At 72.0% G+C, this 26,472-nt stretch carries 21 protein-coding genes; 10 read left to right on the forward strand and 11 right to left on the reverse strand.

All coding sequences use genetic code 11. The features are described 5' to 3' along the window. Positions 1 to 332: 332 nt before the first annotated feature. Positions 333 to 2,207, reverse strand: a complete 1,875-nt coding sequence (gene typA / locus ACZ5WC_RS03895) for a translational GTPase TypA (RefSeq protein ID WP_468539323.1) — start codon at positions 2,205 to 2,207, stop codon at positions 333 to 335. A gap of 427 nt (positions 2,208 to 2,634) precedes the next feature. Next, positions 2,635 to 5,103, reverse strand: a complete 2,469-nt coding sequence (locus ACZ5WC_RS03900) for an ABC transporter family substrate-binding protein (RefSeq protein ID WP_468539324.1) — start codon at positions 5,101 to 5,103, stop codon at positions 2,635 to 2,637. A gap of 575 nt (positions 5,104 to 5,678) precedes the next feature. Between ACZ5WC_RS03900 and ACZ5WC_RS03905 the strand changes: the two genes are divergently transcribed. The 6 genes from ACZ5WC_RS03905 to ACZ5WC_RS03930 are packed head-to-tail and all read left to right on the forward strand — an operon-like array spanning position 5,679 to position 12,465. Continuing rightward, positions 5,679 to 6,365 (forward strand): 2OG-Fe dioxygenase family protein, encoded by a 687-nt coding sequence (locus ACZ5WC_RS03905; protein WP_468539325.1) that lies wholly within the window; start codon positions 5,679 to 5,681, stop codon positions 6,363 to 6,365. Between the two features lie 5 nt (positions 6,366 to 6,370). Further along, on the forward strand, positions 6,371 to 7,234 hold the full coding sequence (locus tag ACZ5WC_RS03910) for a class I SAM-dependent methyltransferase (RefSeq protein ID WP_468539326.1): 864 nt from the start codon (positions 6,371 to 6,373) through the stop codon (positions 7,232 to 7,234). After that, a complete protein-coding gene (locus ACZ5WC_RS03915; RefSeq protein ID WP_468539327.1) occupies positions 7,231 to 8,628 on the forward strand; it encodes a diaminopimelate decarboxylase family protein in 1,398 nt (465 codons plus the stop codon). The genes ACZ5WC_RS03910 and ACZ5WC_RS03915 overlap by 4 nt, the downstream gene beginning before the upstream one ends. Next, positions 8,628 to 9,956, forward strand: a complete 1,329-nt coding sequence (locus ACZ5WC_RS03920; protein ID WP_468539328.1) for an MFS transporter — start codon at positions 8,628 to 8,630, stop codon at positions 9,954 to 9,956. Before ACZ5WC_RS03915 ends, ACZ5WC_RS03920 begins: the two co-directional genes overlap by 1 nt. Then, positions 9,953 to 11,275, forward strand: coding sequence for an ATP-grasp domain-containing protein (locus tag ACZ5WC_RS03925; RefSeq protein WP_468539329.1), 1,323 nt, complete (start codon positions 9,953 to 9,955; stop codon positions 11,273 to 11,275). Before ACZ5WC_RS03920 ends, ACZ5WC_RS03925 begins: the two co-directional genes overlap by 4 nt. Continuing rightward, positions 11,272 to 12,465 (forward strand): GNAT family N-acetyltransferase, encoded by a 1,194-nt coding sequence (locus ACZ5WC_RS03930; protein WP_468539330.1) that lies wholly within the window; start codon positions 11,272 to 11,274, stop codon positions 12,463 to 12,465. The genes ACZ5WC_RS03925 and ACZ5WC_RS03930 overlap by 4 nt, the downstream gene beginning before the upstream one ends. 61 nt (positions 12,466 to 12,526) lie before the next feature. Here ACZ5WC_RS03930 and ACZ5WC_RS03935 read toward each other — a convergent pair whose 3' ends face one another. Beyond that, positions 12,527 to 12,835 carry a hypothetical protein gene (locus ACZ5WC_RS03935; protein WP_468539331.1) on the reverse strand — a complete coding sequence of 103 codons (309 nt, stop codon included), beginning with the start codon at positions 12,833 to 12,835 and terminating at the stop codon, positions 12,527 to 12,529. Positions 12,836 to 12,898: 63 nt separating this feature from the next. Here ACZ5WC_RS03935 and ACZ5WC_RS03940 point away from each other — a divergent pair, with 63 nt between their 5' ends. Then, positions 12,899 to 13,234: a cupin domain-containing protein gene (locus ACZ5WC_RS03940; RefSeq protein ID WP_468539332.1), complete on the forward strand. Its 336-nt coding sequence runs from the start codon at positions 12,899 to 12,901 to the stop codon at positions 13,232 to 13,234. A 241-nt stretch (positions 13,235 to 13,475) separates the two neighbouring features. Here the strand turns inward: ACZ5WC_RS03940 and ACZ5WC_RS03945 are convergent, their stop codons facing one another. The 3 genes from ACZ5WC_RS03945 to ACZ5WC_RS03955 all read right to left on the reverse strand — a co-directional run bounded on the left by ACZ5WC_RS03945 (position 13,476) and on the right by ACZ5WC_RS03955 (position 15,410). Next, positions 13,476 to 14,486, reverse strand: coding sequence for a YdcF family protein (locus tag ACZ5WC_RS03945; RefSeq protein WP_468539333.1), 1,011 nt, complete (start codon positions 14,484 to 14,486; stop codon positions 13,476 to 13,478). A gap of 132 nt (positions 14,487 to 14,618) precedes the next feature. Continuing rightward, positions 14,619 to 15,077, reverse strand: coding sequence for a hypothetical protein (locus ACZ5WC_RS03950; RefSeq protein ID WP_468539334.1), 459 nt, complete (start codon positions 15,075 to 15,077; stop codon positions 14,619 to 14,621). A gap of 204 nt (positions 15,078 to 15,281) precedes the next feature. Beyond that, entirely contained in the window at positions 15,282 to 15,410 is a 129-nt protein-coding gene (locus ACZ5WC_RS03955; RefSeq protein WP_468539335.1) for a hypothetical protein, read from the reverse strand. 119 nt (positions 15,411 to 15,529) lie between these two features. Here ACZ5WC_RS03955 and ACZ5WC_RS03960 point away from each other — a divergent pair, with 119 nt between their 5' ends. Beyond that, positions 15,530 to 15,934 (forward strand): hypothetical protein, encoded by a 405-nt coding sequence (locus ACZ5WC_RS03960; RefSeq protein ID WP_468539336.1) that lies wholly within the window; start codon positions 15,530 to 15,532, stop codon positions 15,932 to 15,934. Positions 15,935 to 16,087: 153 nt separating this feature from the next. On the opposite strand, the gene ACZ5WC_RS03965 is transcribed toward ACZ5WC_RS03960, so the two are convergent. The 3 genes from ACZ5WC_RS03965 to ACZ5WC_RS03975 form a co-directional block, all read right to left on the reverse strand. Next, a complete protein-coding gene (locus ACZ5WC_RS03965; protein WP_030552413.1) occupies positions 16,088 to 16,474 on the reverse strand; it encodes a nuclear transport factor 2 family protein in 387 nt (128 codons plus the stop codon). Between the two features lie 361 nt (positions 16,475 to 16,835). Then, positions 16,836 to 18,407, reverse strand: coding sequence for a DUF6056 family protein (locus ACZ5WC_RS03970; RefSeq protein WP_468539337.1), 1,572 nt, complete (start codon positions 18,405 to 18,407; stop codon positions 16,836 to 16,838). A gap of 6 nt (positions 18,408 to 18,413) precedes the next feature. Then, positions 18,414 to 19,919: a glycosyltransferase gene (locus ACZ5WC_RS03975; protein WP_468539338.1), complete on the reverse strand. Its 1,506-nt coding sequence runs from the start codon at positions 19,917 to 19,919 to the stop codon at positions 18,414 to 18,416. A gap of 209 nt (positions 19,920 to 20,128) precedes the next feature. On the opposite strand from ACZ5WC_RS03975, the gene ACZ5WC_RS03980 reads away from it, so the two are divergent. Both ACZ5WC_RS03980 and ACZ5WC_RS03985 read left to right on the forward strand, forming a co-directional pair. After that, positions 20,129 to 22,273 (forward strand): TPM domain-containing protein, encoded by a 2,145-nt coding sequence (locus tag ACZ5WC_RS03980; protein WP_468539409.1) that lies wholly within the window; start codon positions 20,129 to 20,131, stop codon positions 22,271 to 22,273. Between the two features lie 100 nt (positions 22,274 to 22,373). Continuing rightward, entirely contained in the window at positions 22,374 to 23,090 is a 717-nt protein-coding gene (locus ACZ5WC_RS03985) for a PspA/IM30 family protein (protein WP_468539339.1), read from the forward strand. A 5-nt stretch (positions 23,091 to 23,095) separates the two neighbouring features. Here ACZ5WC_RS03985 and ACZ5WC_RS03990 read toward each other — a convergent pair whose 3' ends face one another. Then, the gene (locus ACZ5WC_RS03990) at positions 23,096 to 25,663 is read right to left on the reverse strand and encodes a SpoIIE family protein phosphatase (RefSeq protein ID WP_468539410.1); all 2,568 of its coding nucleotides are present in this window, start codon (positions 25,661 to 25,663) and stop codon (positions 23,096 to 23,098) included. Between the two features lie 214 nt (positions 25,664 to 25,877). Beyond that, entirely contained in the window at positions 25,878 to 26,384 is a 507-nt protein-coding gene (locus ACZ5WC_RS03995) for an ATP-binding protein (protein WP_468539340.1), read from the reverse strand. Positions 26,385 to 26,472: the final 88 nt, after the last annotated feature.

Consider the following 26,472-nt stretch of genomic DNA (forward strand, 5'->3'; position numbering starts at 1 on the left):
ACAAAGCGATCCCAGACAGACACGCCCGAAACGGACTGTTAACACATGTTCCGGAGAGCGACCCCCGATATCCGGACACCACGGTCAGGAAAAACTATTGACGAAGGCCCGGCCCCCCACAGTGTCTGTGGGGGGCCGGGCCTTCTGTCAATGCCTGTGCTGACGGTCCGTCCGACCGGATGAATCGCGACCGGACGGGCCTTCGCATACGGAGCGTGTGCCTCCGGCCGTCCCGAGCCCCTGGAGGGGCTCAGGAAGCAGGCGCCCGCTCAGCCGTGCTCGGCGCGGACTCAGCCGTACCTGGCGACGGCTCGGCAGCGCTCGGCGCGGGCTCAGCCGTTCTTGGCACGCGAGGCGGCGCGGCTGCGCTCCCTCTGGTCCAGGACGACCTTGCGGATACGCACGGTCTCCGGGGTCACCTCGATGCACTCGTCCTCGCGGCAGAACTCCAGGGACTGCTCCAGCGACAGCTTGCGGGCCGGGACCACGTTCTCCGTGGTGTCCGCGGAGGCCGCACGCATGTTGGTGAGCTTCTTCTCCTTGGTGATGTTCACGTCCATGTCGTCGGCGCGGGAGTTCTCGCCGATGATCATGCCCTCGTAGACCTCGGTGCCGGCCTCGGTGAAGATGACACCGCGCTCCTGGAGGTTGACCATCGCGAACGGCGTGACGGAGCCCGCTCGGTCGGCCACCAGCGAGCCGTTGTGACGCGTGCGCAGGTCACCGAACCACGGCTCGTGGCCCTCGAAGATCGAGTGCGCGATGCCGGTGCCGCGGGTCTGGGTCAGGAACTCCGTACGGAAGCCGATGAGGCCGCGGGAGGGCACGATCCACTCCATGCGGACCCAGCCCGAACCGTGGTTCGTCATGGTCTCCATACGGCCCTTGCGGGTCGCCATGAGCTGGGTGATGGCGCCGAGGTGCTCCTCGGGGGAGTCGATCGTCATGCGCTCGATCGGCTCGTAGGTCTTGCCGTCGATCTGCTTGGTGACGACCTCGGGCTTGCCGACGGTCAGCTCGAAGCCCTCGCGGCGCATCTGCTCGACCAGGATGGCGAGCGCGAGCTCCCCGCGGCCCTGGACCTCCCAGGCGTCGGGGCGCTCGGTGTCCAGGACGCGGAGCGAGACGTTGCCGATCAGCTCGCGGTCCAGGCGGTCCTTCACCTGGCGGGCGGTGACCTTGTGGCCCTTGCCGCCCTTGCCGACGAGCGGCGAGGTGTTGGTGCCGATGGTCATCGAGATGGCGGGCTCGTCGACCGTGATCAGCGGCAGCGCGATCGGGTTCTCGGGGTCGGCCAGGGTCTCGCCGATCATGATGTCCGGGATACCCGCGATGGCGCAGATGTCACCCGGGCCCGCCACCTCGGCCGGCTTGCGGGTGAGCGCCTCCGTCATCATCAGCTCGGTGATGCGGACACTGGACATGGTCCCGTCGCGCTTGATCCAGGTGACGGTCTGGCCCTTGCGCAGCTCGCCCTGCTCGACGCGGCACAGCGCGATACGGCCGAGGAAGTTGTCCGCGTCCAGGTTGGTGACGTGGGCCTGGAGCGGCGCTTCCTCGTCGTACTCCGGGGCCGGGACGTGCGACAGGATCGTGGAGAAGAAGGGCTCCAGGTTCTCGCTGTCCTGCGGGACGGTGCCGTCCTCGGGCTTGGTCAGCGAGGCGACGCCGTCACGGGCGCAGGCGTAGACGATCGGGAACTCGATCTGGTCCTCGTCCGCGTCCAGGTCCAGGAACAGGTCGTACGTCTCGTCGACGACCTCGGCGATCCGGGAGTCGGGGCGGTCCGTCTTGTTGATGCACAGGATGACCGGCATCCTCGCGGCCAGCGCCTTGCGCAGCACGAAGCGGGTCTGGGGCAGCGGGCCCTCGGAGGCGTCGACGAGCAGCACGACCGCGTCCACCATCGACAGACCGCGCTCGACCTCGCCGCCGAAGTCGGCGTGGCCGGGGGTGTCGATGATGTTGATCGTGATCGGGTCCCCGCCGTCCTTGGGGTGGTACTTCACCGCCGTGTTCTTGGCGAGGATCGTGATGCCCTTCTCACGCTCCAGGTCGTTCGAGTCCATCATGCGGTCGTCGAGCGACTCGGCAGCGTGCGCGGCGAAGGAGCCGGCCTGCTTGAGCATGGCGTCGACCAGCGTGGTCTTGCCGTGGTCGACGTGGGCGACGATGGCTACGTTACGGATGTCGTGGCGCGTGGGCATGGGTGGCTTGCGCTTCTCTCGGATCGTGGGATCAGGCGTCTCAGTCGGTCTTCGAGTCCTCGTACGCCCGCCGGGCGGCACGCCACGGCTCGTCCCATGGTACGGGCCTTGCGCCCACCGGGCTTCCCGGGCCGATCCGCAGAGGCGGTCTTCCCGTGTGATTCAGGCGATATTCAGCCGGTGTCAAGGGCGGAGGAGGGCCCTTGGGTGCTGCGGTCAGCCGATGTCAAGGTGCTGCCGGGCCCGTGGGAGGGCCGGTGGGGGGGGAGCTGTGGTGGAGCTCTGGCGGAGCGTTGGGGGTGAGGAGTGGTGATGCGATGAGCGGCCCGGGTCAGGGCAGGAACCACCTTGCCCGCCGGGCAAACCGGCGGGCAAGGGTTTTGAGGTGCATCTGAGCTTGGCGGCGGAGGGGCGGGGTGCTTCCCCGCTACTTCTTGCGGTCTGCGGGGGAACCTGCCGCTTGCCGGTTCTTGAACCCGATGTCCTGGTACCGGGGGGCGGCGAACCCGAAGGCGCCGACGTTCGCGAGCTTTTTGTCGACCGCGACGAGCTGCGGGCGCTGGAAGAGCGGAATCGATCCGGCCGCGGCCCAGATCCGGGCGTCCGCCTGCTTCATCAGCTCCCGCGCTGCCTTCTCGTCCAGCTCGGCGACGGCCTGGTCGAAGAGCTGGTCGATGTGGTCGGTGCCGACGCGCGTGTAGTTCTGCTCGACGAGGAGCGATCCGTCGGTGGCGGGCTCCGGCTTCGCGTAGATCGGGCGTCCGTCGGTGGCCGGGTAGGCGGTGGCGGGCCAGGAGTAGAGCGCCAGGTCGAAGTCGCCGGAGGCGATGTGGTCCTTGAAGTAGCTCTCGTCGGAGACCTTGGTGATCTCCGTGCCGATCCCGATCTTCTGCAGCATCGCCGCGATCTTGTCGCCGACGCTGCGCAGCGACTGGGAGCCGGGCCCGGAGGGGAGCACGAAGCGCAGGGTCAGCGTCTTGCCGTCCTTGCCGAGCTGCCCCTTGGCAGCGGCGGGGGCGGCCGGGGCCGCGGTACCCACGGGGGCATACGCTCCGGCGACGCCGGGCTGCTTGTCCTGGGCGGCGACGGCACCGTCCGAACCGAGGGCTCCGGCCTGGCGGAGCAGGGCGGTGCTCTGGACGGCGGCCGTCCGGGCGGGGGCGAGGACGTGGACGGCGGAGGCGCCGGTGGCGGAGGCCGGGGGCTGCGCGGGGGCCTGGGCGCCGGGCTTGCTGTCGTCGCCGACGATGTAGAGGCCCTCGTCGCGGGAGGCGGCGGTGTCCTCGGAGTCCTGGTCGGCCTTCTTCTTCGCGGCCGCCTTCTCCTCGGCCTCCTCTTCCTTCTCAGCCTTCTTCTCGTCGGCCTTCTTCTTCTCGGCCGCCTCGGAACCCTCGGCGTCGGCGCCCGTCTCCTTCTTGTCCTCCTCCTTCTCCTTCTTGTCCTTCTCCTTCGCCGCGTCGTCGTCCTTCTTCTCCGCCTCGCTGCCCGCCTTGGTGTCCTTGGGCTTGTCGAGCGCGCCGCCCCGGGTCCAGCCGGCGTCCGCCAGCAGAGCCTGGGCCTCCTTGGTGTCCTGGTCGCCCAGCGCACCGCTGCCGTCCTTGTAGCCGGGCTGCCCGGCGAGGGCGAGGTGGCTGCCGAGCGGCTTCGCCGGAAGGCCCAGGGGCCCCAGCACCGTCCGGGCGAGCTCCTCGCGGTCCAGGGCGCGGGCCACCGCGCGCCGGACCCGGTCGTCGGCGAGCGGCCCGGACTCGCCGTTCAGCGCGAGCTGGGTGTAGGCGGGCTCCAGGGACTTGCGGACGGCGAAGTCGCGCAGGGCCTTCTGCTGGGCCCCGTACACGGCGACGGCCTTGCGGTTCTTCTCCCGGGCCGCCTGGGCGATCTCCGCCTGCTCCTCGTCGGAGCCGTACGCCAGGGCCCAGGAGCGCAGAGCCGCGGCGGGTGTGATCTCGGAGCCGGGGCCGTGGGTGAGCGGCTGCCCGTTGTTCCCCCGGTCGCGGAGGGCGAGGGTGATGCGGTCGGCGGTGGCCGCGTCGATGTCGGCGACGTGCACCGTGCCGTCGGCGAGGGCCTTCGTACGGTCCTTGGTGGCGACGGCGTGGAAGACAAGGGTGTCCAGCTTGGCCCTGTCGCCCCACCAGCGCGGGTTGCGGGCCAGGGTGACGGTGCCCTTGGACTTGCTGACACTGCGCAGGACGAAGGGCCCGGCGGTGTTCTTCAGCGTCGTGCGCGCCCCGTCGTTGAAGGCGTCCGGCGAGCCGGTGATCTCCTTCGGATAGAGCGGGGAGAACAGCGAGCGCCAGTCGGCGTACGGCTTGGAGAAGGTCACCCGCACCTGGAGGTCGTCCGCGCCGCGCTCGATCTTCTCGACCCGCTCGTACCCGGCGTTGCGGGCGGTCCAGAACGCGGAGTCCTTGCCGCTGAGCGCCCGCCACTGGGCGACGAAGTCGGGAGCCCCGATCTCCCGTCCGTCGCTCCACACCGCCTGCTGGTTGAGCTTGTAGAGGACCACCTGCTTCGGCTCGCGCTCGATGATCTTCGCGGACTCCAGATAGTCCGGGTTGAGCTTCGGCTGCCCGGAGGGGTCCATCGGGAAGAGGGTGGGGAGCAGGGCGCCGGTGATCCGGGTGGTGGCACTGTCGGCGTCCGCCTGGAAGGCGTTGAAGGTGGCGGGCAGCGCGTCGACCGCCCAGTTCACCGTGGAGCCGTCGGCGACCGCGTCGCGGGCGGCGGGCGCGATGTCCTGGGGCACCGCCCGGGAGGTCTCCTCGGTGCCGGAGCTGCATCCCGCCAGTACCGGGATCGTGAGCACCCCCGTCGTGAGGAGCGCGAGCGATCGACGATGGCGAAGCGATCGGCGCTTTCGGACCGTCCCGCGCGGGACGCCGACGTGGGACATGGCTGGTACCTCCGGGGCCGGCCCGGACCACCCCGTACCGGAATGGACCGGATAGTGCGTGTGTGGTGGCATTTGCAGTTGATCACACCGATTCCTTCCACCCACTGAAAGCGCCCTCCTGCGCGAGGGGACGACGACACGACGGACACGGGCCCGAACCTCACCCGCTCGGAGGAACGTGTGGCCGTCGTCCGCACCGGCATCCGGGCCATCGTCCGCTTCCGGGCGAGCAGCCGGCGGAGCGGCCATTCCCGCCACAGGCCGGGGGCCGGCCCGTCCGGCGGCCGTGCGCCCTCGCCCCAACCACTCGGGCGGCCGCAGCCCTCCTGCCAGCCCGTCCACGCCACGGCGGCCGGCGGCCGGCGGCACGCACAGGGTGGAGTTGGCGATCCGGTACCCAGAACACCGCGACGAACGCGCGGGCTGTCAAGGGGACAGGACGTCGAAAGTCCGCTCCCGCAACTCGACGGCAGCGCCCTTGAAGCGGTCGAAAAGCCCTGCCTAGGCTCTTGAAGATCGTTTTCACGGGCCCAGTGCCTCCAAGCACAACAGGGCTAGAGGAAAAGGGAGTTCGTATGGCTTTGAACAACCAGGGCTTCACCGTCATCGACACACCGCAGCTGGACGAACAGGCCCTGGCCGAGTTCGAGAAGCTGCCGCTCGATCCGTACACGGGCTCCACCCAGAGGTACCGCAGGTTCTCGCAGTTCCGCCTCGTCCACGACGGGCAGTGGCGGCTGGAGCTGCTGCCGCACCGTCACTTCGCGCAGCCGCGCCAGTACAACGACCTCGTCGGCGGCCAACTGCGCACCCTGGAACCGCTGACAGTCGACCCCACCTCGCTCATCGCAGCTGGAGCCGAGGCGTTGGAGCTGGACAAGGGGACCGACTGGCAGCTCAACATCCATCAGTGCCGGGTCGTCTCCACCCCCGATATCGAGGGCGTCGCCGCGCCCGAGGGCCCGCACCGGGACGGGCACCGCTACGGCATCGTCGCCGTCACCCGCCGCCACAACATATCCGGCGGCGAGACCCAGCTCATGCCGCTGGGCGGCGGCGAACCCTTCTTCCGGACAACCCTGGAGGACGGCCAGGCGATCGCCTTCGACGACCGCGCAATGTTCCACCACGTCACCGACATCGAGCACCTCACCGACGAGGGCGGCCACCGGGACGTCTGGCTCGTGGCGGTGAACACCTGGGAGGAGCGCCGGTACGGGGAGGAGTACGAGGCCGAGGTCCGCGCGAGCAACGAGCGGTGATCCCCGTGCCGAAACCGACCCTCACCTCCCCGGCCGACCCGGCGACCTCCACCGCCGCCGCCTCATCCGCCGCCTCCGCCGCCCCCGTCTATGACCGGATCGGCGTCGGGTACTCCTCCGTACGCCGCCCCGATCCCCGGTGGGCCCGGCTGATCCGGGAAGCGCTGGGAGACCCCCGTACGGTCCTCAACGTCGGTGCGGGCTCCGGAGCGTACGAGCCGGCCGATGTGCCCGTCGTCGCGGTGGAGCCGTCGCAAAAGATGCGGGCCCAGCGCAGGCCGGGCTTCGCGCCGTGCGTGATCGGCAGCGCGGAGCGCCTCCCGTTCGACGACCAGAGCTTCGACGCCGTCATGGCCGTACTGACGGTCCATCACTGGTCGGACCTGGAGGCGGGGCTGGCGGAGCTCCAGCGGGTCGCCTCGCGTTTCGCCGTCGTCACCTACGACATGGATGTCCAGGCCGACTTCTGGTTGACCCGTGACTACATCCCCGAGATCGCCCGCGCCGAGCGCTCCCGGGTGCCGTCGCTGGACCGCCTCACCACGCTGCTCGGGCCGTGCGAGGTCACCGAACTCCCGGTCTGGCACGACTTCACGGACGGGTTCATGACCGCCTTCTGGAAGCGGCCCGAGGCCTATCTCGACGCCTCGACCCGCCGGGCGTGCTCCGCCTTCGCTCTGACGGACGAGCAGGCCGTGGAGCGGGGTGTCGAGCGGCTGCGGGGCGACCTCGCCTCCGGCGCGTGGCACCGGCGCCACGCCGATCTGCTCGGGCGCGACCGGATCGACGCGGGCTTCCGCCTGCTCACCGGGGTCTCCCCGTACGCAGCCCAGGCCCCGTCCACCGCGGCGGAAGAGGTGGCCGTATGAGCAACGACGCCCTCCCCTGGGACTACGAGCGGCTCGCCGGCATCGCCCGGCGCCACGGCTCCCCGGTCCATGTCCTGGACACCGCCCGGCTGGACCGCGCGGCCGGGTATCTGCTGGACGTACTGGACCGGGTCGGACGGCCCACGCGCACGTACTACTCCGTGAAGACCAACTACCTGCCCTATCTGCTGCGGCGGCTGGCGGAACACGGCATGGGTGCCGACGTGGTCTCCGGATACGAGATGGACGCCGCGCTGGCCGCGGGGTTCGACCCGGAGCGGTGCGTGTTCAACGGCCCGGTGAAGACCGAGGACGAGCTCGCCGCCGCCGTGCGGCACGGCGTCCGGGTCAACATCGACGGCGAACAGGAGATCGCCGCCCTGGAACGGATCGCGGCCTCGGCGGGCCGGACCGTGGAGGTGGGACTGCGGATCTCCCCCGGGGTGCCGGTCTCCACGTCCTCGGACCCCTCCTACCGGGCCCAGGCCGAGCGGGCGGCCGCCCGCAACCGGTTCGGCTGGCCCGCCGGATCGCCCCAGCTCGCCCGGCTCGTCGACAGCGTCGCCGAGTCCCCGCACCTGGCGCTGACCGCTGTCCACGCCCACCTGAGCAGCCAGATCGTCCACCAGGACCTGATGGTCCGGGCGCTGGAGCGCGTCCTCGACGAGGCGGCGGCCCTGCACCGGCGGTTCGGGCTGCGCGAGGTCAACATCGGCGGCGGCTTCGGGGTTCCGGGCATCCGCCGGCCTCGTACCGGACCGCTGACGGCCCTGTGGAACCAGCAGGTCGGCGGCACTCCGGTGCCGGACGAACCGGAGCCGTTCCTCGATGTCGCCCTGCTCGTGACGGAGTTGGACAAGGCGATGGAGGAACGCGGCCTGTCGGGCGTGGCGTTGGCCTGCGAGCCGGGCCGCTGGCTGGTCTCCGACTCGATGTCCCTGGTCACTCGGGTGATGACGCGCAAGGAACTGCCCGAGGCGCGCTGGCTGATCCTGGACGGCGGCAACAACGTCGCACCGTGGGCGGGCAGCGGGGAGGTCCACCGGCTGGTCCCGATCGGCCGGGAGTTCTCCGGCCGGCCGAGCACCTGGTCCGTGGCGGGCCCGCTCTGCTACGAGAACGACGTCCACGCCACCGCCCTGGAACTGCCGCACGACATCGGGCCCGGAGACCTGCTGTGCCTGCACGACACGGGGGCGTACTCCCTGGGGCGCAGCAACAACTTCATCCGGACCCGGGCCGCCGTGGTCGCCGTCGACGGCGAGCGCGAGACGCTGGTGTGGCGGGCCGAGACGGGTGCGGACGTCTTCCGCCTGGCCGACCCGGAACAGGCGGCCGGGACCGCCGCGAGCCCCGGCCCCACCGGCCCGGCCCCCGCCCCCCGGGTGCCGTGATGATCAAGGCGTACGCGGAGCTCCTGCGGGTGCCGGGCGCGGGCGCGGCGGCGGTGCCCGCCGCGCTCGCGCGCCTGGCCGGGACCATGGTCCCGCTGGCGCTGCTGCTGACGCTGGTCGGGGCCGGACACTCCCTGGCCGTCGGCGGCACCGCGGGAGCGGCGTACGCCGTCGGGGTCGCTGTCGGCGGACCGCCCCTCGGCCGGCTGATGGACCGGGCCGGGCCCGGTCCCGTCCTGCTGGTCACCGGCCCGGCCGCCGGGCTGCTCCTGGCGGCGGTCGCGCTGTCGGCCGGGTCCGCGCCGACGGGGGCGCTGCTCGCCGCCGCCTGCGCGGCCGGTCTGGTCACCGCCCCTGTCGGGGCGTCGATGCGGGCGCTGTGGACCACCCTCACCGAGGACGCGGCGCTGCGGCAGCGGGCGTACTCCTTCGAGGCAACCCTCAGCGAACTGCTGTTCATCATCGGTCCGTCGGCCGTCACCGTGGTCGGCGCGGTGACCGGCGCCACCGGTGCCCTGCTGTGCACGGCCGTGCTGCTGGGCGCCGGAGGGCTCGGGTACGGGCGCGCCAAGGCCGTACGGACTCGTCGGCCGTCCCGGTACGACGCCCGCGTGAAGCACCCGGAGACGGGACGGTCGGAGGCGGAGCTCACCGGGCGGGCGCGCCCCGGGCCCACCAGGTTCGCGTCGCTCGCGGTCCTGGTGGCCATCGCTCTGACGGCCGCCCTGTCCAGCGCCCTCGTGGTGGCGGTCACCGCGACCCTTCAGCGGCAGGGGTCAGCGCCGGAACTCGCCGGGTCGCTGGTCGCCCTCCAGTCCGCGGGCAGCGTCGTCGGCGGTCTGGTCTACGGGGCACGCACCTTCGGGGGCACGGTCTACCGCCGCTATATGCGGCTGCTGGTCGTGTTGGCCGTGGCGCTGGCGACGCTGCCCCTGGTCCCGGCGGCCCATGGCGCCGGGCTGTCCGCCGCCTGGGCGCTGGCGCTGCTGGCGTGCCTGCTGGTGGTCAGCGGACTGCCCATCGCCCCGGCGGGGGCGGAGGAGTTCCAGCTCATCGGGGAGATGACCGTACGGAGCCGGGCGACCCAGGCCTTCGCGGGCGTCGGCAGCTTCATCGCGGTCGGCGGTGCGGTCGGCTCCGCCACGGCCGGGGTGACCGCCGACCGGCTGGGGCCCGCCGCGGCCCTGGCGCTGCCCGCCGCCTTCACCTTCGCCGCTCTGCTGGTCAGCGCGGCGGCCCGCCGACCGATCGCACGAAGCATCACCGCAACCCGTCGGCTGGAGGACACCCCGCAGCCGACGTCCACTCAGGGAGAATCCCACCGATGAGCACAGAACCCGGCGTACTCGCCGTCGTCGAGAGCCAGTTGTCGAACTTCGGCCTGACCCCGCTGCGCGCGGCGCACGAACTGGGCTTCCGCACCGTCCTGGTGAGCAACGACCCGGACCGCTACCGCGTAGTGGGGATCGCCGATGAGGTCTTCGCCCGGCACATCGACGAGATCGTCGTGGCCGACACCAACGACGCGGACGCGGTCGCCGCGGCCCTCAAGCCGTTCCGGGACCAGGGGCGGCTGCGGGGCGTCATGACCGTCACCGACTACAACCTGCCCATCGTGGCGGAGGTCGCCGCCCGCTTCGGGCTGCCGGGACTGTCCCCGAAGGCGGCCCGGGCCTGCCGGGACAAGCTGCTGATGCGGCAGGCCTGCGAGGCGGCGGGCGTGGCAGCGGCCGGATACCACCAGGCCGTCGACGAGAAGGACGCGCTCGCCGCCGCCGGCCGTCTCGGCTACCCGTGCGTGGTGAAGCCGATGACCGAGTCGGCCAGCATCGGGGTGACCCTGTGCCGCACCCCGGACGAGGTCCTGGCCGCCTACCGCGAGATCGCCTCCTCCCCCACCGACTTCCGGGGCCAGCCGCGGCGGCCCGGCGCGCTCGTGGAGGAGTATCTGCTCGGGTTCGAGGTGAGCGTCGAGTCCGTCCTCGTGGACGGCGAACGCCGCTTTCTCGGCGTCACCGACAAGGCGCTGGGCCCCCACCCGTACTTCGTGGAGATGGGCGACACCTTCCCCTCGATGCTCTCGGCGGCGGTGCGCGAGGAGTGCACGGACCTGGCCCGCCGGGCGCTGGAGGCGGTGGGCCACGACTTCGGGGCCGCGCATGTCGAGGTGAAGGTCACCGCGGACGGCCCGCGCGTCGTGGAGGTCAACGGCCGGATGCCCGGCGCGGAGATCACCGCGCTGGTCCGCGAGGCGACCGGCGTCTACCTCCAGCGTGAGGTGGTCCGCCTGCACGCCGGGCTGCCCTGCGACCTCACGGTCACCCGCGACCGGGCCGCAGCCTCCCGCTATCTGGCCGCCCGTACGTCCGGCACGCTGACCGCGATCGGCGGGACCGAACTGGCCCGGCGCGTACCCGGCGTGGTCGAAGTCGACCTCGAAGCGCACCCGGGCGACCGGGTGCGCCCTGCGGAGAGCAACCTGGACTTGCTCGGATACGTCGTCGCGGCGGGCGACACCACGGGCGACGCGGTCCGCCGGGCGGAGGCAGCCCTGGGCCAGCTCACGCCGGAGATCGCCCCGGAGACCTGGACGGCGGAGCCCGGGGCGGACGCGGCCGCGGACCACGCGAAGGAGGGCCGGAGGTGAGCGCGGCGCCCGGAGCGGGCCGGCCCGGGGCGAACCGGTCAACGGCGGCACGCGTCAACACCGCCCGGAGCCTGTCCGGCGTCACGACCGGCGCAACCGACGCGATCGCCCCGGCCGAGTGGGACGGGTTGCTCGGCCCGCGCGGCTTCTACTCCGCGACCCCGTGGCTGCGGCACTGCGAGGCGACCGCCGCCACGGCCCCGTACTACTTCACCGTGACCGACGAGGACGGCCCGGCCGGAGTGCTGCCCGCCTACCCGCTGGAGGAGACCACTCCGTACGTCTTCTGCAGCCCCGGCCGGGTGATCGACGGCATCCACCGGGAGACCACCGGCGAAGCGGCCTCCTGGGCGGCCGGACTGATGCCCGCGCTGGCCTGTGGCGGCCGCAACCCCTCGCACACCAAGACGGGCGTGCGCGCCGGGCTCACCGAGGAGCGGCAGTACCGCACACTCGACGCCCTGGCCGGGGCCGCCGAGCGGGCGGCCGGGGAGGCGGACCTGCGCGCGGTGTCCTTCCTGTACGTCGACGAGGACGACGCCCTGCTGCGCCGGGTCCTGGCGGACCGGGCGTACGTCGCCCTGCCCGGCCAGACCGCCTACTCGCTGGAGGTTCCGGAGGACGGCTCCTTCGACACGTACCTGGCCCGGTTCGAACAGCGGCGCCGGGTGAAGCTGAAGCGGGAGATCCGCGCCCTGGCGGAAGCGGGCGTCTCCTACCGCACCCAACCGCTCACCGCGGAGCTGATCGAGCAGCTGGCCCCCCTGGAGCTGGCGCTCTACGCGAAGCACAGCACGGCGGCGAACGCGGACGCGTTCACCGCGGTGCTGCACAGCATCGCCCGCCACGCGGGGCAGTCGGCCCGGGCCGTCACCGCCCACCTCGACGGCCGGCTCACGGGCTTCGTCCTCACGTTCACCCACGGCGGGCAGATGTACGCACGCCAGGCCGGATTCGACTACGAGGCCCAGGGCAAGCTGCCGGTCTACTTCGGCCTGGTCTACTACGAGCTGCTGCGCATCGCCCTCGCGGAGGGGCTGGAGCAGATCCACTACTCCACCGGCTCGGACCGGGTGAAGCTCTCCCGGGGCTGCACCCCCCGACGGCAGATCGCCCACGTGAAAGCGCTCCGCCCCGAGCAAGCGGAACACCTGGCCGCACTCGCCCGCAGCATCGGGACCCGCGCCTGACGCGCCACCCACCACGGGGCAGCGGCACGGGCCACACCACCCCGAGCCGCTCCCCGGGCTCCTAGCGGCGCCCCTTCTTCGCCCGGGCGCGGCCCACTGCTTGGTTGGCGCCTTCCAGGAGGAGGGTGACGGCCACGACCGTTATCAGGCGCAGCCACCACGGAAAGCCGAAGAACTGCCCGCCAACGAACACCACGCCGACCGAAACGGCGATCGTCAGCCAGTAGGGAAGGTTTCTCACCTCGTCGTTCTTCGACGGGACTCCCACACCTTCGTCTGCGTGCACTTCGATTCCCCCGTACCCGTTTCGCCCATTGGTCTTTCTTGAGCCGCGCGGCCCGACGTGGTCAGGATCGGGTGCGGCGGACATCGATCCTAGGCGCTCGTAAGGGTCTTGGGTGCGGGGGGTCGCGTGTATCACTAGGCTCATGCCATGGAGATCATCAAGGGTGCCGGGGTGTGGGCGCATCCCGGCGAAGCGGGCAACGACTGGGTTGAGCAGCTTCGGACGCCAGATCTGTCGCTGGGGACGTACTGCATCCCCGTCGGAGGACGTGACACCCAGAGCCCTCACACCGAGGATGAGATCTACGTCGTCACGGCCGGGCGTGCCAAGATCATGACACCTGACCGGACGGCCGAGGTGGGCCCCGGGGCGGTGATCTTTGTACCGGCCGGTGAGGAGCACCGGTTCACTGACGTGACCGAGGACTTGGCGTTGCTCGTGGTGTTCGGTCCCTCTTTCGGGTCGCGCACGCCCGAGTCGTAGGCACCCACAGGGCTCTGGGCTGCCGCGGGCGCATGACCAGGGATGGCACCTCGCGGCGCCACGCGTCGAGCGCGTGAAGGGTGCGATGATCGGGCCGTTCGTGACGTGTGACGGCTCGGCAGCGGATCGTGGACGACGACTCGTGGGCGCTGCTGGAAACGAACGTCGGCGTGAACTCCACGGCGCCTGGCAAAGGTCACTTCATGATCGTGTCACGAGTTCTCGGGGGCCGCCCTACCTCTCACCAGCCCATGCCGACCACCACAGCCAGCGCCGCCAGCAGCACGCACAGAGCAGCGTTGACGATCCGGTGTTCCCAGAAGACCGCGACGAACTCCCGGATCGTGGCGCTCGGCCAGAAGTACGCGGCTGTGGGAGAGCCGATCACCTGGCCGCGCACGCCCTCCCTGCGGGCGGTCATCGCCGCGCGGAACGCGTGGAAGTTGTTGGTCACCACGACGCATACGTAACGCTCGTCGGCCGCCTCCATCAGCCGTCGGCTGAAGCGCAGGTTCTCCGTCGTCGTACGGGAGCGGGACTCCTCCAGGACGAGTTCCGGGTCGGCACCCTCGGCTGCCAGCCAGCGGCCCATCGCCTCGGCCTCCGGCAGTTTCTCGTCCGCGCCCTGGCCGCCGGAGACCAGCAGTACGGGGGCCGCCGCGCCCCGTGCCACCTGCTGCTCCTGGATGCGGAGTCCGGCCCGCAAGCGCGAGGCGAGCAGCGGAGGCACGCGTTCACCGGCGATGAGTCCCGAGCCCAGCATCACCACGAAGTCCACGTCGCCGCGCACGCGGATGCGCCCGTACAGAAAGGCGTAGGCGAGGAAGCAGAGGAACAGGAAGGCGATATAGCCGGTGATCAGCACTACGGCCAGGATGAACGACCGGTACGCGGGTGAGCCGCCGAAGTAGTCGGCCGTGGCCACGAGCGTCAGGACGACGAAGATACCCACCCCGGCCACCCCGGACAGGAGGTTGGCCGGTCTGCGGCCTTCCTTGCGGACCATGGTGAGGCCGTTGACGAGGAGGAAGCCGCCGAGGACCATGACCGCGAGGACGGGGACCAGGAAGACCAGCGAGTACACCAGGACGGCCAGGTTCCCCGGCAGCCGGTCCACCTGCGTCAGCAGGGCGAACGACAGGCTCAGCACGGTCAGGCCGAGCAGGACCGCGTTACGGAACTGTCGACGGTCCTGCCGTACGCCCCAGCAGAACCAGAGGAGAAAGACGGCTGTCGGTACGAAGGCGATCACTGGGACCTCGGGTGCGTCGGGTCGGTCAGCCGCGTGGTGCGCGGCACCGTCGGGGCGGGGGCAGCGGGGCAGCGGGGCAGCGGGGCGGTGAGTCCGCAGGTCCCCAGGCCCGCGGATCCGCGGGTCGGCGGCCTACTGTGCCGAGCGGCGGTTCTCCTCGACCCAGTCGTCGTTCGTCTGCCAGGCGTACAGCGTGTGGTTCTCCAGCGAGACGTAGTAGGAGCCGCAGCGGCCCTTCGCGCTGCTCGCGACCCCCGAGGGGAACCAGGACGCGCTGATCTCGGGAGCCGGGGCCGGGCCGCTCCTGCCGTCGAGCGGTTCGCACTGCGCGGGGAGGCCGCCGTCGCTGAGCGTGGCCTTCAGGATGCGCTCGCCGCCCGTGGTCCTCATGGCGTACTCGACAGAGGCCGCGTCGTCCGGCAGCCAGCGGGGAACGGACTCGCGCTCCTCCTTCGCCTCCTTGCCCGTGGCGTAGGCCGAGGTCTGCTCGTGACGCCCTTCGTACCACTCCTTGGCCTCGGGTACGGCCACCGCGGCCGCGACTCCGAGCACCACCACGGCGCCCACGACGCCTATCAGAACGCCACGCATGTTCTCTCCTGTTCGACTGCGAACAAATCCCTTTTGCTCACCTCCACTTTCAGCCGTGAATGATCTGAAAACATCAGACTATGGGACATTTGGGCGTACGCCTCTGGTCGTACGGCCCCTTAAGGCGATATGCCGTAACTCCGAGTCCACCCTGAGCAGGCTGCCACTGGAACTGGTGCATGCCCGTCATCCGGAGTGAAGGAGTCAGCTGCGGCTGGACGCGACTTCCAGCAGGTAGTCGATGTTCCGTTGCAGGATGGCCAGCGCGGTGGCCGGTGAGTGGTGGCCCGCCAGGACCTGGACCGTAAGACCGTCGGCCAGGGCGAGGAGCACGTGCGCTTCACGATCGGAGGTGCCGGCGATGCGGCGGTTTGCACGTTCGCCGACGTGTTGGGAGACGTACTCCAGCGCGTTCCCGAGGGCAAGGCCGCCAAGAACCGGGGCGCCTCCGCGTGCGGGCGAGCACCGGGCTCGGAGGGGACGAGCACCTCGCCACGCTCAAGGCCGAGCGCGACCCGCTCGTCGCGCTCGTAGCGGTGTGTGGGCGGGTCATGCAGGCCGACGAGCAGAACGGGTCCTGCATCGTGATGCGGGACATCGAGGGCAACGAGTCCTGTCGCGGCTGGGCTGCAAAGCACAAGGTCGAGCTGTGCTTCACCCCGACCTACACCTCTTGGGCCAACCCATCGAGGCCCCACCCCACCGTGCAGACACGAACCCCGCACGCCTATCTACGCCGACGCGACGCCAACGCCCGCCACCGCGGCATCCTGGCCGCCGAACGCAAGCAACGCGCCCACGTCCGAAGCGAGAAGGGCATCCGTTGGGGCGGACGCCCCCTCGACACCACAGCCTGACCAACGGCGAACCAACCCATCCACAGCGCGTCATCGGTCCGCTCGTCGCCGAGCGCGGACGACCGAAGCGTTGTGAAGGTGAACTCGGCTGAGCAGCCCCGGAGCCCCGAACGGGGCCGCTTCAGGAGAAGGACGGCGCCAGAGGGGAACGACTCAGGAGGCGGACGGCTCGATTTCCCCCGCGAAGACGATGACCTGGTCGATGAGGCTCCGCCGCAGATGGACGACGTCTGTTCCCGCCAGGCGGGGGCCTCCGTCAGGCGTCGTGAAGACCCACTGGTACCGGGCCCACTCGTCCGGCATGTCCACCGCCGAACAGCGCACCATCGTGCCGGTCCCCGCAGGGTGGCGCCGGATGTCCAGCACGAACCGCTCGACCGCCTCGATCCCCTCACTGCGGCCCAACGGCCCCCAGAAGACCACGTCCGAGGTGAGGGCCTGGGAGAGCAGCGCAGTCACATAGCTGTCGTCCGAGGCGTTGAACGCGGAGATGAACGTGTCGATCGCGGACCGCGCGGTCTCTTCCTGCTCTTCCTGCATGCACCAGTAATACCAGTCGCCTCGCGGACCGTGCTCGTCCCGTGAGCCGTCTCCCGGCCACGGTGAACCATCCCGGCCACAGCACCAGGACGGCGAGCTGCGCCGGTAGCTCCTGGCACACCAAGATTCCGATCGGGGATTGCGTCGGCGCTTCCCGGCTCCGCAGGATCACCGTGTCCGTGAGCGATCCGCTCCCCGCGACGAACTCCAGGTCGGCAGCCTCGTGCACCTCGGGGTACGTAATGGCGCTGCCGGGCACCTGCCGGCCGGACGGCTGCGCGTTCTCGACGCCGTGGCCAACCGGCAGCCGGTCGCCCGGTTCCCCCTGCACCACGGGGCCGGTCGCCGCGTCTTGCCGGCCTCAGGGGTTCCTGGCCCCGTCCGTGACGCGGTCCAGCCCGTAGAAGTCGGCGACGCATCCGCCCGGCCAGTAGCTGCGGCCCCCCTTGCTGAAGGGCTCCAGGGTGCCGCTGATGACCAGGCGCTCGTAGGGGAGGACTCGTTCGCCCGCCGCCGCTCCCGCCCGCAGGCGGCGGTCCTGGGCGTCCCACTTCTCGGCCCGCGCGCGCATGTTCGTGTCCAGGTTGAGCAGCGCGACCGCCGGACCGAAGCAGACCAGCACGCACAGCGCGGCGGCTCCTGCCTTCACCGGGGCGGTGCGCCATGCGCGGCGGCGGACCGCGAGGCCCAGGAGGGTGCCGACGCCGACGAGCAGGATCACGTACAGCAAGAGGTAGTCGTTCCACAGCCGGTTGGCGCTCGGGGCGCTCACCCGGTCCTGGAAGACCGGGTAGGCGATGACCGTGCAGAGGTAGCCGGAGGCCAGGAGCGTGGGGAGTCCGGCGGCCGTCAGCAGGGGCCAGTGCGCCGGCGGGCGGGGTGTTCCGCCGTCCGAGCGGGCGCACAGCAGGCCGAGCAGTACGCCTGCCGCGACCGCGCCCACGTACTGCCAGGTCGTGGCGACGGTGACGGCGATCTCGGCGAAGCCGCGCAGCGAGGCGGCGAGCGCCTCGGGGGCCAGCAGGGACGTGGTCTCCGCCCCGAACCGGTTCCGGCGGTTGGTCGAGCCGGGGGAGGTGATGAGGACGAGGGCCCCGACCACGGTTCCGGCGATGCCCACCGCGCACCACAGGCGGACGAAGGCCCGCTCAGGGGCGGGAACGACGCGGCCGCTCACGAGCAGGGCGGCCACCAGCACCATGACCACCACGATCGCCGTCTCCTCGGACAGCGTGGCGAGGAAGGCGGACATGAGGAGCGCCACGGCCACCGCGGCCGCCCTGCCCCGCCGGGTGCGGGCCAGCAGCAGCGGGATCAGGGCCGCGCAGGCCAGGACCGGTGGCAGGGTGTGCGAGACCGAGGCGGCGGGCCAGTAGAACGTCTTGTACGTGTTCGGGGTGACGAACAGGAACAGCGCCGTGACCATGGCCGCGAGCAGGAGCGGCAGGCCGCGCGGGGTGCTCAGCCGGGCCCGGCGCAGTGCCACGACGGCCACGGCCCACAGGACCGCGAGCACCAGGGCCCCGCTGACCAGGGGGAACCACTGGTGGCCCACCACCTGGAACTTCGCGTACGCGCCGACCATGAGGGCGTTGGCGACGCGGCCGTTGTCGTCGAAGTAGAACTTCCCGACGATTCCCGCGATGCCGTCGTCCCGTACGACGGGCAGGAAGCACCAGTCGTCGGCGCTGGGCCTCACCCACCGGCCGAACCAGGACGCCGCGGCGAGCAGGGCCAGCGGCGGGAGTGCCAGGGCGGTCACCCAGAGAACGGTCCACGGGCGGCCCTGCACACCCTCGTTGCCACTCCCGTCGCCCCTGGTCTCGCCCTTTCCCTTTCCCCTTCCCCTTCCCCTGCCCTTCCCCCTCCGCTGCCGCTCGTCCTGGCCCTCAGGCCGCTCGGGGGCGGCCGTTCCGGGAACGTGCTCGGGCATCGGAGGTCACCGGTCCTCGGTCGGGCGGGTGGGCAGCGATGTACGGACCGGGCGCACCGCGTGGTCCGCGTGGTCCGGTACGGAGGCGGCGGCCTTGGCCTGGCCCGAGGTGATCGCCCAGCGGGCCAGCAGGAACGAGATCGGTGTGACGATGACCCCGGCCGCCAGCGCGGCGAGGTTCTTGTCCATCCCGAGGCCGCTGACCGCGCCGTAGAGCAGTGCCCCGGACGCCACCAGGTTGACCAGGCTGGAGAGCGGAAAGCGCAGGAAGGCCTGCCAGGTGGGCTGCGTCCGGCAGGTGACGTAGGAGTTGAGCAGGAACGAGCACACGATGCTGACCGCGTAGCCGATGGCGTGGGCGGTCAGATAGGGGATCCAGCGGTTCAGCGCGACGTAGACGCCGAGGTAGAGGGCGGTGTTGACGCAGCCAATGAGGACGAAGCAGGCGAACTGACGAGTCGTTCGGGCCCGGCCCGGCGTTCCGCCACCCGGGTAGGGCGGGCCGACCGGTTCGGCCCGCGTGGGGATACCGAGCTGCCCGACCGTCAGCCGGAGCGGCCCCGGGCTCGCCGGGAGGGCCCGGCACGTCGCGTCCGTCTCCCGCACCACATACGGCGGGCGGTGTTTCGCCTCGTGGTAGATGCGGCCCACGTACTCCCCGATGACGCCGAGCGTCACCAGCTGGATGCCGCTGAGCGCGACGACGGCGGTGAGCAGGGTGGCGTAGCCGGGGGTGTCCACGCCGTGCACAACGACCCGCACGACCGTCCACAGTGCGTAGGCCAGGGCCGAGACGAAGACCCAGAAGCCGGCGTAGATCGCGAGCCGCAGCGGCCGGTTGTTGAAGGAGAGGAGTCCGTCGATGCCGTAGTTCAGCAGGCGTTTGCCGCCCCATTTCGACTCTCCGGCGGCACGCGTGCTGTTGCGGTAGCGGAAGCTGACCGTGTCGAAGCCGATCCAGGAGAAGATCCCCTTGGAGAAGCGGTTGCTCTCGGGCAGGGACAGGACGCTCTCCACCGCCCGCCGGGACAGCAGCCGGAAGTCCCCCGTCCCGTCGATGAGTTCGACGTCCATGCAGCGCCGGACGAGTGCGTAGTAGGTGTGGCTGAGCGTGCTGCGGAGCATGCCGTCGCCCGTGCGGTCGCGGCGCGGGATGACCTGGTCGTAGCCGTGCCGGTGCAGCTCCAGCATGCGGGGGATCAGCTCGGGCGGGTGCTGGAGGTCGGCATCCATGATCACCACGGCCGCCCCCTGCGACATACGGAGACCGGCGAGCATGGCGGCCTCCTTGCCGAAGTTGCGGCTGAAGGCGGTGTAGTGGACACGGGGGTCCCGGGCGGCGATGGCGCTCAGCAGCGGACGGGTCCGGTCGCTGCTGCCGTCGTCCACGTAGCAGACCTCGAAGGTGCTGCCGAGCGGGTCCAGGACGGTGAGCAGCGCGGCGTGGAAGGACTCGATGACCTCGGCCTCGTTGAAGCAGGGCACGACGACCGACAGCTGAAGGCCTGCCACCGTCACCTCCGGACTCCGGTCCCTGCGCCGCGTCCGCCCCATCTGACGACGACGGGTGGTGCCCGCCGCCTCTCACACGCGCACGGGCCGCTCCTTTACCGCGCCCGTTCATGCGAACAGCCGACGCGGTCGGTGGGCGGGCGGGGAGGCGGGAGGTGCCTGATGCCGGGTCGCGAGGGTGCACAACGGAACATAGCCTCGCAAACGTGATGTCTTCCGTACGGTCGCGGCCCCGGCCCGCCGCACCCGGCAGGGCCCTGCTCACCGGCCTCCTCGCCACGCTGGCCGCCGTCTGCTGGCTCGCGCTGCCCGCCTCGGACGCCCGCGCCGACGACCCCGTCGAGCTGTCCCGGGACGGGCAGATCACCGACCGGGTCGGGGCCCTGCGCGACCGGACGGCACAGGTGGAGGCCGCCCTCGACCAGCTCTACGCGGAACAGCGCGTCCAGCTCTTCGTGGTGTACGTACGCGATTTCTCCGGCCGGTCCGCGCAGGCCTGGAGCAACGAGACGGCCGACCGCAACGGCCTGGGCCAGGACGACGTGCTGCTGTCCGTCGCCACCCACGACCGGCAGTACGCCTACTCCGTCGACGCGGACTCCCGGCTCACCGACGGTCAGCTGCGGGAGGTGGCGGGCACCGCCGTCGAGCCCGCGCTGCGGGAGAACGACTGGGCGGGTGCCGCGATCGGGGCGGCGGACGGTTACGCGGCCGTACTGGGCGGACGTCCCGTGACAGCGCCCACGGTCACCCCGGGCCCCGCCGACCCCGGAACCGGCGGCTCCGGCACGAGCGCGAGCGACTTCATCCTGCCGGTGGCGGTCGTCGGAGGCGCGGGCGCGGTCGCCCTGTACGCGTACACCCGGCGCAAACGGCGTACGACGACCCGCACCACCCCGGCCGCGACCGGCTGGGGGCGGGGCGGGGAGGCGGGCGGCGCTCCGGAGCCGCCGACGCCGCTGCCGGAGCTGGACGACCGGGCCAAGGAGGTGCTGGTGGACACCGACGACGCGGTGCGCACCAGCGAGGAGGAACTGGGCTTCGCGACCGCCCAGTTCGGCGAGGAGGCGGCGAAGCCCTTCACCGAGGCCGTCGCGCGGGCGAAGGACGAGCTGACGCAGTCGTTCCGGTTGCGCCAGCAGCTCGACGACGCCTTCCCCGAGGACGACGCGACCCGCCGCCGGATGCTGGAGGAGATCCTCACCCGGTGCGCGGCCGCGAACGAGGGGCTCGACACCGTGTCCGCGGACTTCGACCGGCTGCGCGCCCTGGAACGTACCGCTCCGCAGGCCCTGGCCGCCGTGGACGCCACCTACCGCGAGCTCGCCGGGCGGGTGTCGGCGGCGGAGGCGGGCGTCGGCGGACTGCGCGAGCGGTACGGGGAAGGCGCCGCCGCAGCCGCCGCGGGCGACGTCGAACAAGCCGAGGACCGGCTCGTCTTCGCCACCTCGGCCGTGGACCAGGCCCGTACGGCGGTCGACGCGGGCGCGAACTCCCGGGCCGCGGTCTACATCCGGGCCGCCGAGGGTGCGGTGGGGCAGGCGGGCACGCTGCTGGACTCGGTGGACCGGCGGGCGGCGGAGCTGGGCGAGGCGGCCGGGAGGCTGCCCGCCGCGCTCACCGAGACGGACACCGACCTCGCGGACGCGGGCGGGTTGCTGGAAGGCACCGCCGAGGGCGCGTCGACCGCCGGTCTGCGCGGCCGGATCGCCCGCGCCGAGGCGGTGCTCGCCGACGTCCGGGGCGCGATGGCGGCGGGCCCGTACGACCCGGTCGACGCGCTGCGCCGGGTGGAGGAGGCGGACGCGGCCCTGGACGAGGCGCTGGCCGGCGCGCGGGAGCAGGAGCGGGGCGAGGCGAAGGCCCGCACCCTCCTCGATCAGGCGATGCTCACCGCCCGGTCCGCGATCGGGGCGGCGGCCGACTACGTCACCACCAACCGGGGCGCGGTCGGCAGCCAGGCCCGTACCCGGCTCGCCGAGGCGCAGCGGCGGTGGGCGCGGGCCCGGGAGCTGGCGGGCACGGACGTCAGGTCGGCACTGACCGAGGCGCAGCAGGCGGACGCGCTGGCCGGGCAGGCGCTGAGCCTGGCCGAGCAGGACGTCCGCGGCTTCGGCGGGCGGCTGGGGCCGGGAGCCGTGCAGGGCGGGGGCGGCGGTATGGGCGGGGCGGTACTGGGCGGCATCATCCTCGGCGGGCTGTTCGGCGGGGGCGGCCGGGGCGGCGGTATGGGCGGGGGCTACGGGGGTGGCTTCGGGGGCGGTTTCGGCGGGGGCGGCGGCTTCGGCGGCGGGCCGGGCAGTTTCGGCGGGGGCGGGACGCGCGGCCGCCGGGGCGGCGGCGGCCGCTTCTGACCCGCCCGGGGGCCTGTGCGGCGGCGGCCGCTGCCGGCCCGGCCGGGCCTCGTCCTGTCACCCGCACCAGAGATCTCGACACACGCAAGGAGCCGTTCCCATGACCAAGCAGACCGTCCTCGGCCGCGTCACCCAGCTGGCGAAGGCCAACATCAACGCCCTCCTCGACCAGGCCGAGGACCCGCAGAAGATGCTGGACCAGCTGATCCGGGACTACACGAACAACATCGCGGAGGCCGAGCAGGCGGTCGCGTCGACCATCGGCAACCTCCGGCTGATGGAGCAGGACCACCAGGAGGACGTCGAGGCGGCCGCCGAGTGGGGCGGCAAGGCTCTGGCCGCGAGCCGGAAGGCCGACGAGCTGCGCGGGGCGGGGTCGGCGGCGGAAGCGGACAAGTTCGACAACCTGGCCAAGGTCGCGCTGGGCCGCCAGCTCCAGTCGGAGCAGGAGGCGAGGACGGCGGAGCCGACGATCGCCTCGCAGTCCGAGGTGGTGGACAGGCTCAAGACGGGGCTGGACCGGATGAAGGCCAAGCTGTCCGAGCTGAAGGCCAAGCGCGATGAGCTGGTGGCGCGTGCCGAGTCCGCTCAGGCGCAGAACCGGATGATGGACGCGGTGAAGAGCATCGACATCCTCGACCCGACGAGCGAGCTGAGCCGCTTCGAGGACAAGGTGCGGCGCGAGGAGGCGAAGGCGCTGGGCAAGCAGGAGCTGGCCGCCTCCTCGCTGGACGCCCAGTTCGAGCAGCTGGACAGCCTGGGCGCCGGCGCGGAGGTGGAGGCGCGGCTGGCAGCTCTGAAGGCCGGGTCGGCGTAACGGGCTCAGTACATGCTCAGCAGCTGCTCCACCGAGAGCTCGGCCGCCGGGGCCCCGTCCGGCAGGGCCAGTTCGAACCAGACGGTCTTGCCGCGCGGGGTACGGCGCGATCCCCAGGCGGCGCTGAGCAGGCCCACCAGCTGGAGTCCGCGCCCGCCCTCGTCGGTGTCGCGGGCGCGGCGGCGGCGCGGCTGGACGAGTCCGGCGTCCCACACCTCGCAGACGAGGGTGCGGTCGCGCAGCAGCCGGAGCCGGATCTCGCCCTCGCCGTAGCGCAGGGCGTTGGTGACCAGCTCGCTGACGAGGAGTTCGGTGGTGTCGACCAGGTCGTCGAGATCCCAGGAGCGCAGCTGGGCGCGGGCCAGCTCGCGGGCGCGGCCCACCGAGCGCGGTTCGCGCGGCAGCGTCCAGTCCCCGACCGCCTCCCCCGGCAGGCCCTGGATGCGCGCCATCAGCAGGGCGATGTCGTCCTCGCCGTGCCGGGTGTCAAGGGTGGTCAGGACGTGGTCGCAGGCGTCCTCCAGGGGCATCTGCGGGCCGGTGAGCACGGTGCGCAGGGCCGCCAGGCCCTCGTCCAGCGGCTGGTCCCGGGACTCGACCAGGCCGTCGGTGTAGAGGGTGAGCAGGGCGTTCTCGGCGAGCTCGACCTCGACCTCCTCGAACGGCTCGCCGCCGACGCCGAGCGGCATGCCCGGGGGTACGTCGATGAGCCGGGCGGGCCGGCCGGGCTCGACGACCGCCGGGGGGAGGTGCCCGGCGTTGGCGAACGTACAGCGCCGGGTGACCGGGTCGTAGACCGCGTACACGCAGGTGGCGAGATACACCTCGGAGAGGTCCGCCTCGCGGGACTTCTGCGCGGCGCGGGAGGGCCACTGGGCTCCCCCGCTGCCGCCGAGCCCCTCGCTGCGCTCGCCGCAGCCCGGGGAGCCGAGGCCGCGGGCCACCTCGTCGAGGGCGGAGAGCACTTCGGCCGGCTCCAGGTCGAGCAGGGCCAGGGTCCTGACGGCGGTGCGCAGTTCGCCCATGGCGACGGCGGCGCGCAGGCCGCGGCCCATGACGTCGCCGACGACGAGGGCGGTGCGGTGGCCGGGCAGCTCGATGACGTCGAACCAGTCGCCGCCGACCTCGGTGGCGGTGTTGCCGGGGAGGTAGCGGCAGGCGATGTCGAGCCCGGCGGCCTCGGGGTCGCCGGGGGGCAGCAGGCTGCGCTGGAGGATCAGGGCGCGTTCGTGCTCGCGGCGGTAGAGGCGGGCGTTGTCGATGCAGACGGCGGCGCGGGCCGCCAGTTCGGTGGCCAGGGCCCGGTCCCGCTCCCCGAACGGCTCGCTGCCCTTCGTACGGGAGAACTGGACGAGCCCGACGACGGTGTCGTGGGCGACCATCGGCACGGCGAGCGTCGACTGCACGAAGCCCATCTCGTCGCCGGGGACGTCCTCGACCTGGCCCGAGCGCAGGGCGACGGCGCGGGGCGAGCCGAACGGGAAGCGGTGGACGGAGCCGAGCGCGGGCGGCACGTCGTCCGGGCCGGGGGCGCCGCCGCCCGCCACGGCGGTGGGCAGCGCGTCGGCCACGGCGCTGGCGTGGGCGACCCGGCGCAGCTCGGCGGAGCCTCCGGCGGACTCGCGGTGCGCGGGGGCCCAACTGCCGGGCGCGGCCTCCTCGCCGGTGAGCAGGCCCTGGTAGAGGTCGACGGCGGCCAGGTCGCAGAAGCCGGGGACGGCGACGTCCAGGAGCTCGCGGGCGGTGGTCTCCAGGTCGAGGGAGTTGCCGATGCGGGCGCTGGCCTCGTTGAGGAGGGCGAGGTTGCGGCGGGCGCTGGCCGCCTCGCGGGCGGCGATGTGGCGGCGGGTGACGTCGGTGGCCAGGCCCGCGATGCCGACGGGGCGGCCGGCCCCGCTGTGCACCCGGTAGAGGTTCATGGACCAGTGGCGGCGGTCGGTGGTGCCGGGGGCGGTGCCGACGAGCTGGAGGTCGGTGACGGACTCGCCGGTCTCCAGGACGCGTTTGAGGGTGGCGGACAGCCGGTCGGCCTCGCCCCGGGGCAGATAGTCCTCCACCGTGCGGCCGCGGTGGTCCTCGGCCGCGCCGCCGAAGACGGTCGCGAAGCGCTGGTTGGCCCGTACGACGGTGAAGTCGGTGCCGAACAGCACAAAGCCGAACGGAGATTGGCCGAATATGGCTTGCGAGGCTGCGAGGTCGGTTTCGATGCGGCGCAGGGCTCTGACATCCACGACGATACAGAGCGCGGCCCGTTCCCCGTCGCCCGTCAGACTCGGCATCACATAGACCTCGGCGAGGCCGTGCGCCCCGCCCTCGCCCGGCATCCGGAACGGGACGAGGCCCGTCCACTCCTTGCCGTCGAGGATCTCGCCGACCCGCCGGTGGCCCTCCGAGCGCAGCTCGGCGGGCATGAAGGCCTCCACCGGGTCACGGCCGATCGCCTCGTTCGAGGCCATGCCGAACAGACCGGCGGCCCGGCTGCTCCACTGCTCGATCAGCCCGTCGGGGCCGATCGAGAAGGAGGCGACCCTGATGTAGTCGTAGATCGAGCCGGGCGGGCTGTTCTGCCACACGACGTCGCCCGTCGTCCCGACGGCATCGCCCGTCGTCCCAGGTATTTCGCTCACGCGACCGTCCCCTCCAGCTCAAACACCGGACCGGTCCTGCCCGCAGTATTCAGCACTACGGCCCCGACCGGCACGGCGTTCACGATCACAGCAAGGTCTCAGTCCCTTTCAGCCAGGTTCTGCCCGACCTCTGGTGATCGCTGTGCGTCCCTCCCCACTCCTAACCAGGGAGAGGCAGCTCGAACCACACCGTCTTGCCGCTCTTTCCCCGACGGGTCCCCCAGCGGCGTGCGGAACAGGCCACGAGCTGCAGTCCCCGGCCTCCTTCGTCGTCGGGTCCCGCACTGCGTTCGGTGGGTGGATCCGGGAGCGGGTCGGAGACTTCGACCAGCAGCCCCGGGGAGAGCGGCGGGGCGGCGGCCGGGCGGACCGGGCGGCTGTCGAGCCGGAGATCGGTGGAGAAGTCCCCGGTCAGCTCCCCGGACCCGTTGCCCGAGGCGTCCGGCTGGACCCGGAGGAGGCGTACGCCGATGGGGCCGGAGGCGTACCGCAGGGAATTGGTCACCAGCTCACTGACGAGCAGTACGGTCGTGTCGCCGACCGCCGCATCCAGCCCCCAGCAGCCCAAGGCGTCCCGGACGGCGTGCCGGGCGCTGCGCACGGAACCTGGTTCGGCCGGAAAAGTCCACTCGGCGCAGTCGCCTTCGGTATCGATCACGCCGATCACTTCCCAGGGACGACCACGGGCGCACCCCACAGACAAAAGGGGACTAAACAGCCCATACCCACCATTGATTGCTTACTACCGTGCAATC

Source organism: Streptomyces sp. NPDC033165, from assembly GCF_055577965.1.

What these genes read in the sequence shown, in the direction of transcription:
- ACZ5WC_RS03940 (WP_468539332.1), top strand. Translation starts at nt 12,899, where the DNA reads ATGGAGATCATCAAGGGTGCCGGGGTGTGGGCGCATCCCGGCGAAGCG.
- ACZ5WC_RS03920 (WP_468539328.1), top strand. Translation starts at nt 8,628, where the DNA reads ATGATCAAGGCGTACGCGGAGCTCCTGCGGGTGCCGGGCGCGGGCGCG.
- ACZ5WC_RS03985 (WP_468539339.1), top strand. Translation starts at nt 22,374, where the DNA reads ATGACCAAGCAGACCGTCCTCGGCCGCGTCACCCAGCTGGCGAAGGCC.
- ACZ5WC_RS03950 (WP_468539334.1), bottom strand. Translation starts at nt 15,077, where the DNA reads ATGCGTGGCGTTCTGATAGGCGTCGTGGGCGCCGTGGTGGTGCTCGGA.
- typA (WP_468539323.1), bottom strand. Translation starts at nt 2,207, where the DNA reads ATGCCCACGCGCCACGACATCCGTAACGTAGCCATCGTCGCCCACGTC.
- ACZ5WC_RS03925 (WP_468539329.1), top strand. Translation starts at nt 9,953, where the DNA reads ATGAGCACAGAACCCGGCGTACTCGCCGTCGTCGAGAGCCAGTTGTCG.
- ACZ5WC_RS03965 (WP_030552413.1), bottom strand. Translation starts at nt 16,474, where the DNA reads ATGCAGGAAGAGCAGGAAGAGACCGCGCGGTCCGCGATCGACACGTTC.
- ACZ5WC_RS03935 (WP_468539331.1), bottom strand. Translation starts at nt 12,835, where the DNA reads ATGTCCGCCGCACCCGATCCTGACCACGTCGGGCCGCGCGGCTCAAGA.
- ACZ5WC_RS03900 (WP_468539324.1), bottom strand. Translation starts at nt 5,103, where the DNA reads ATGTCCCACGTCGGCGTCCCGCGCGGGACGGTCCGAAAGCGCCGATCG.
- ACZ5WC_RS03980 (WP_468539409.1), top strand. Translation starts at nt 20,129, where the DNA reads ATGTCTTCCGTACGGTCGCGGCCCCGGCCCGCCGCACCCGGCAGGGCC.
- ACZ5WC_RS03970 (WP_468539337.1), bottom strand. Translation starts at nt 18,407, where the DNA reads ATGCCCGAGCACGTTCCCGGAACGGCCGCCCCCGAGCGGCCTGAGGGC.
- ACZ5WC_RS03905 (WP_468539325.1), top strand. Translation starts at nt 5,679, where the DNA reads ATGGCTTTGAACAACCAGGGCTTCACCGTCATCGACACACCGCAGCTG.
- ACZ5WC_RS03915 (WP_468539327.1), top strand. Translation starts at nt 7,231, where the DNA reads ATGAGCAACGACGCCCTCCCCTGGGACTACGAGCGGCTCGCCGGCATC.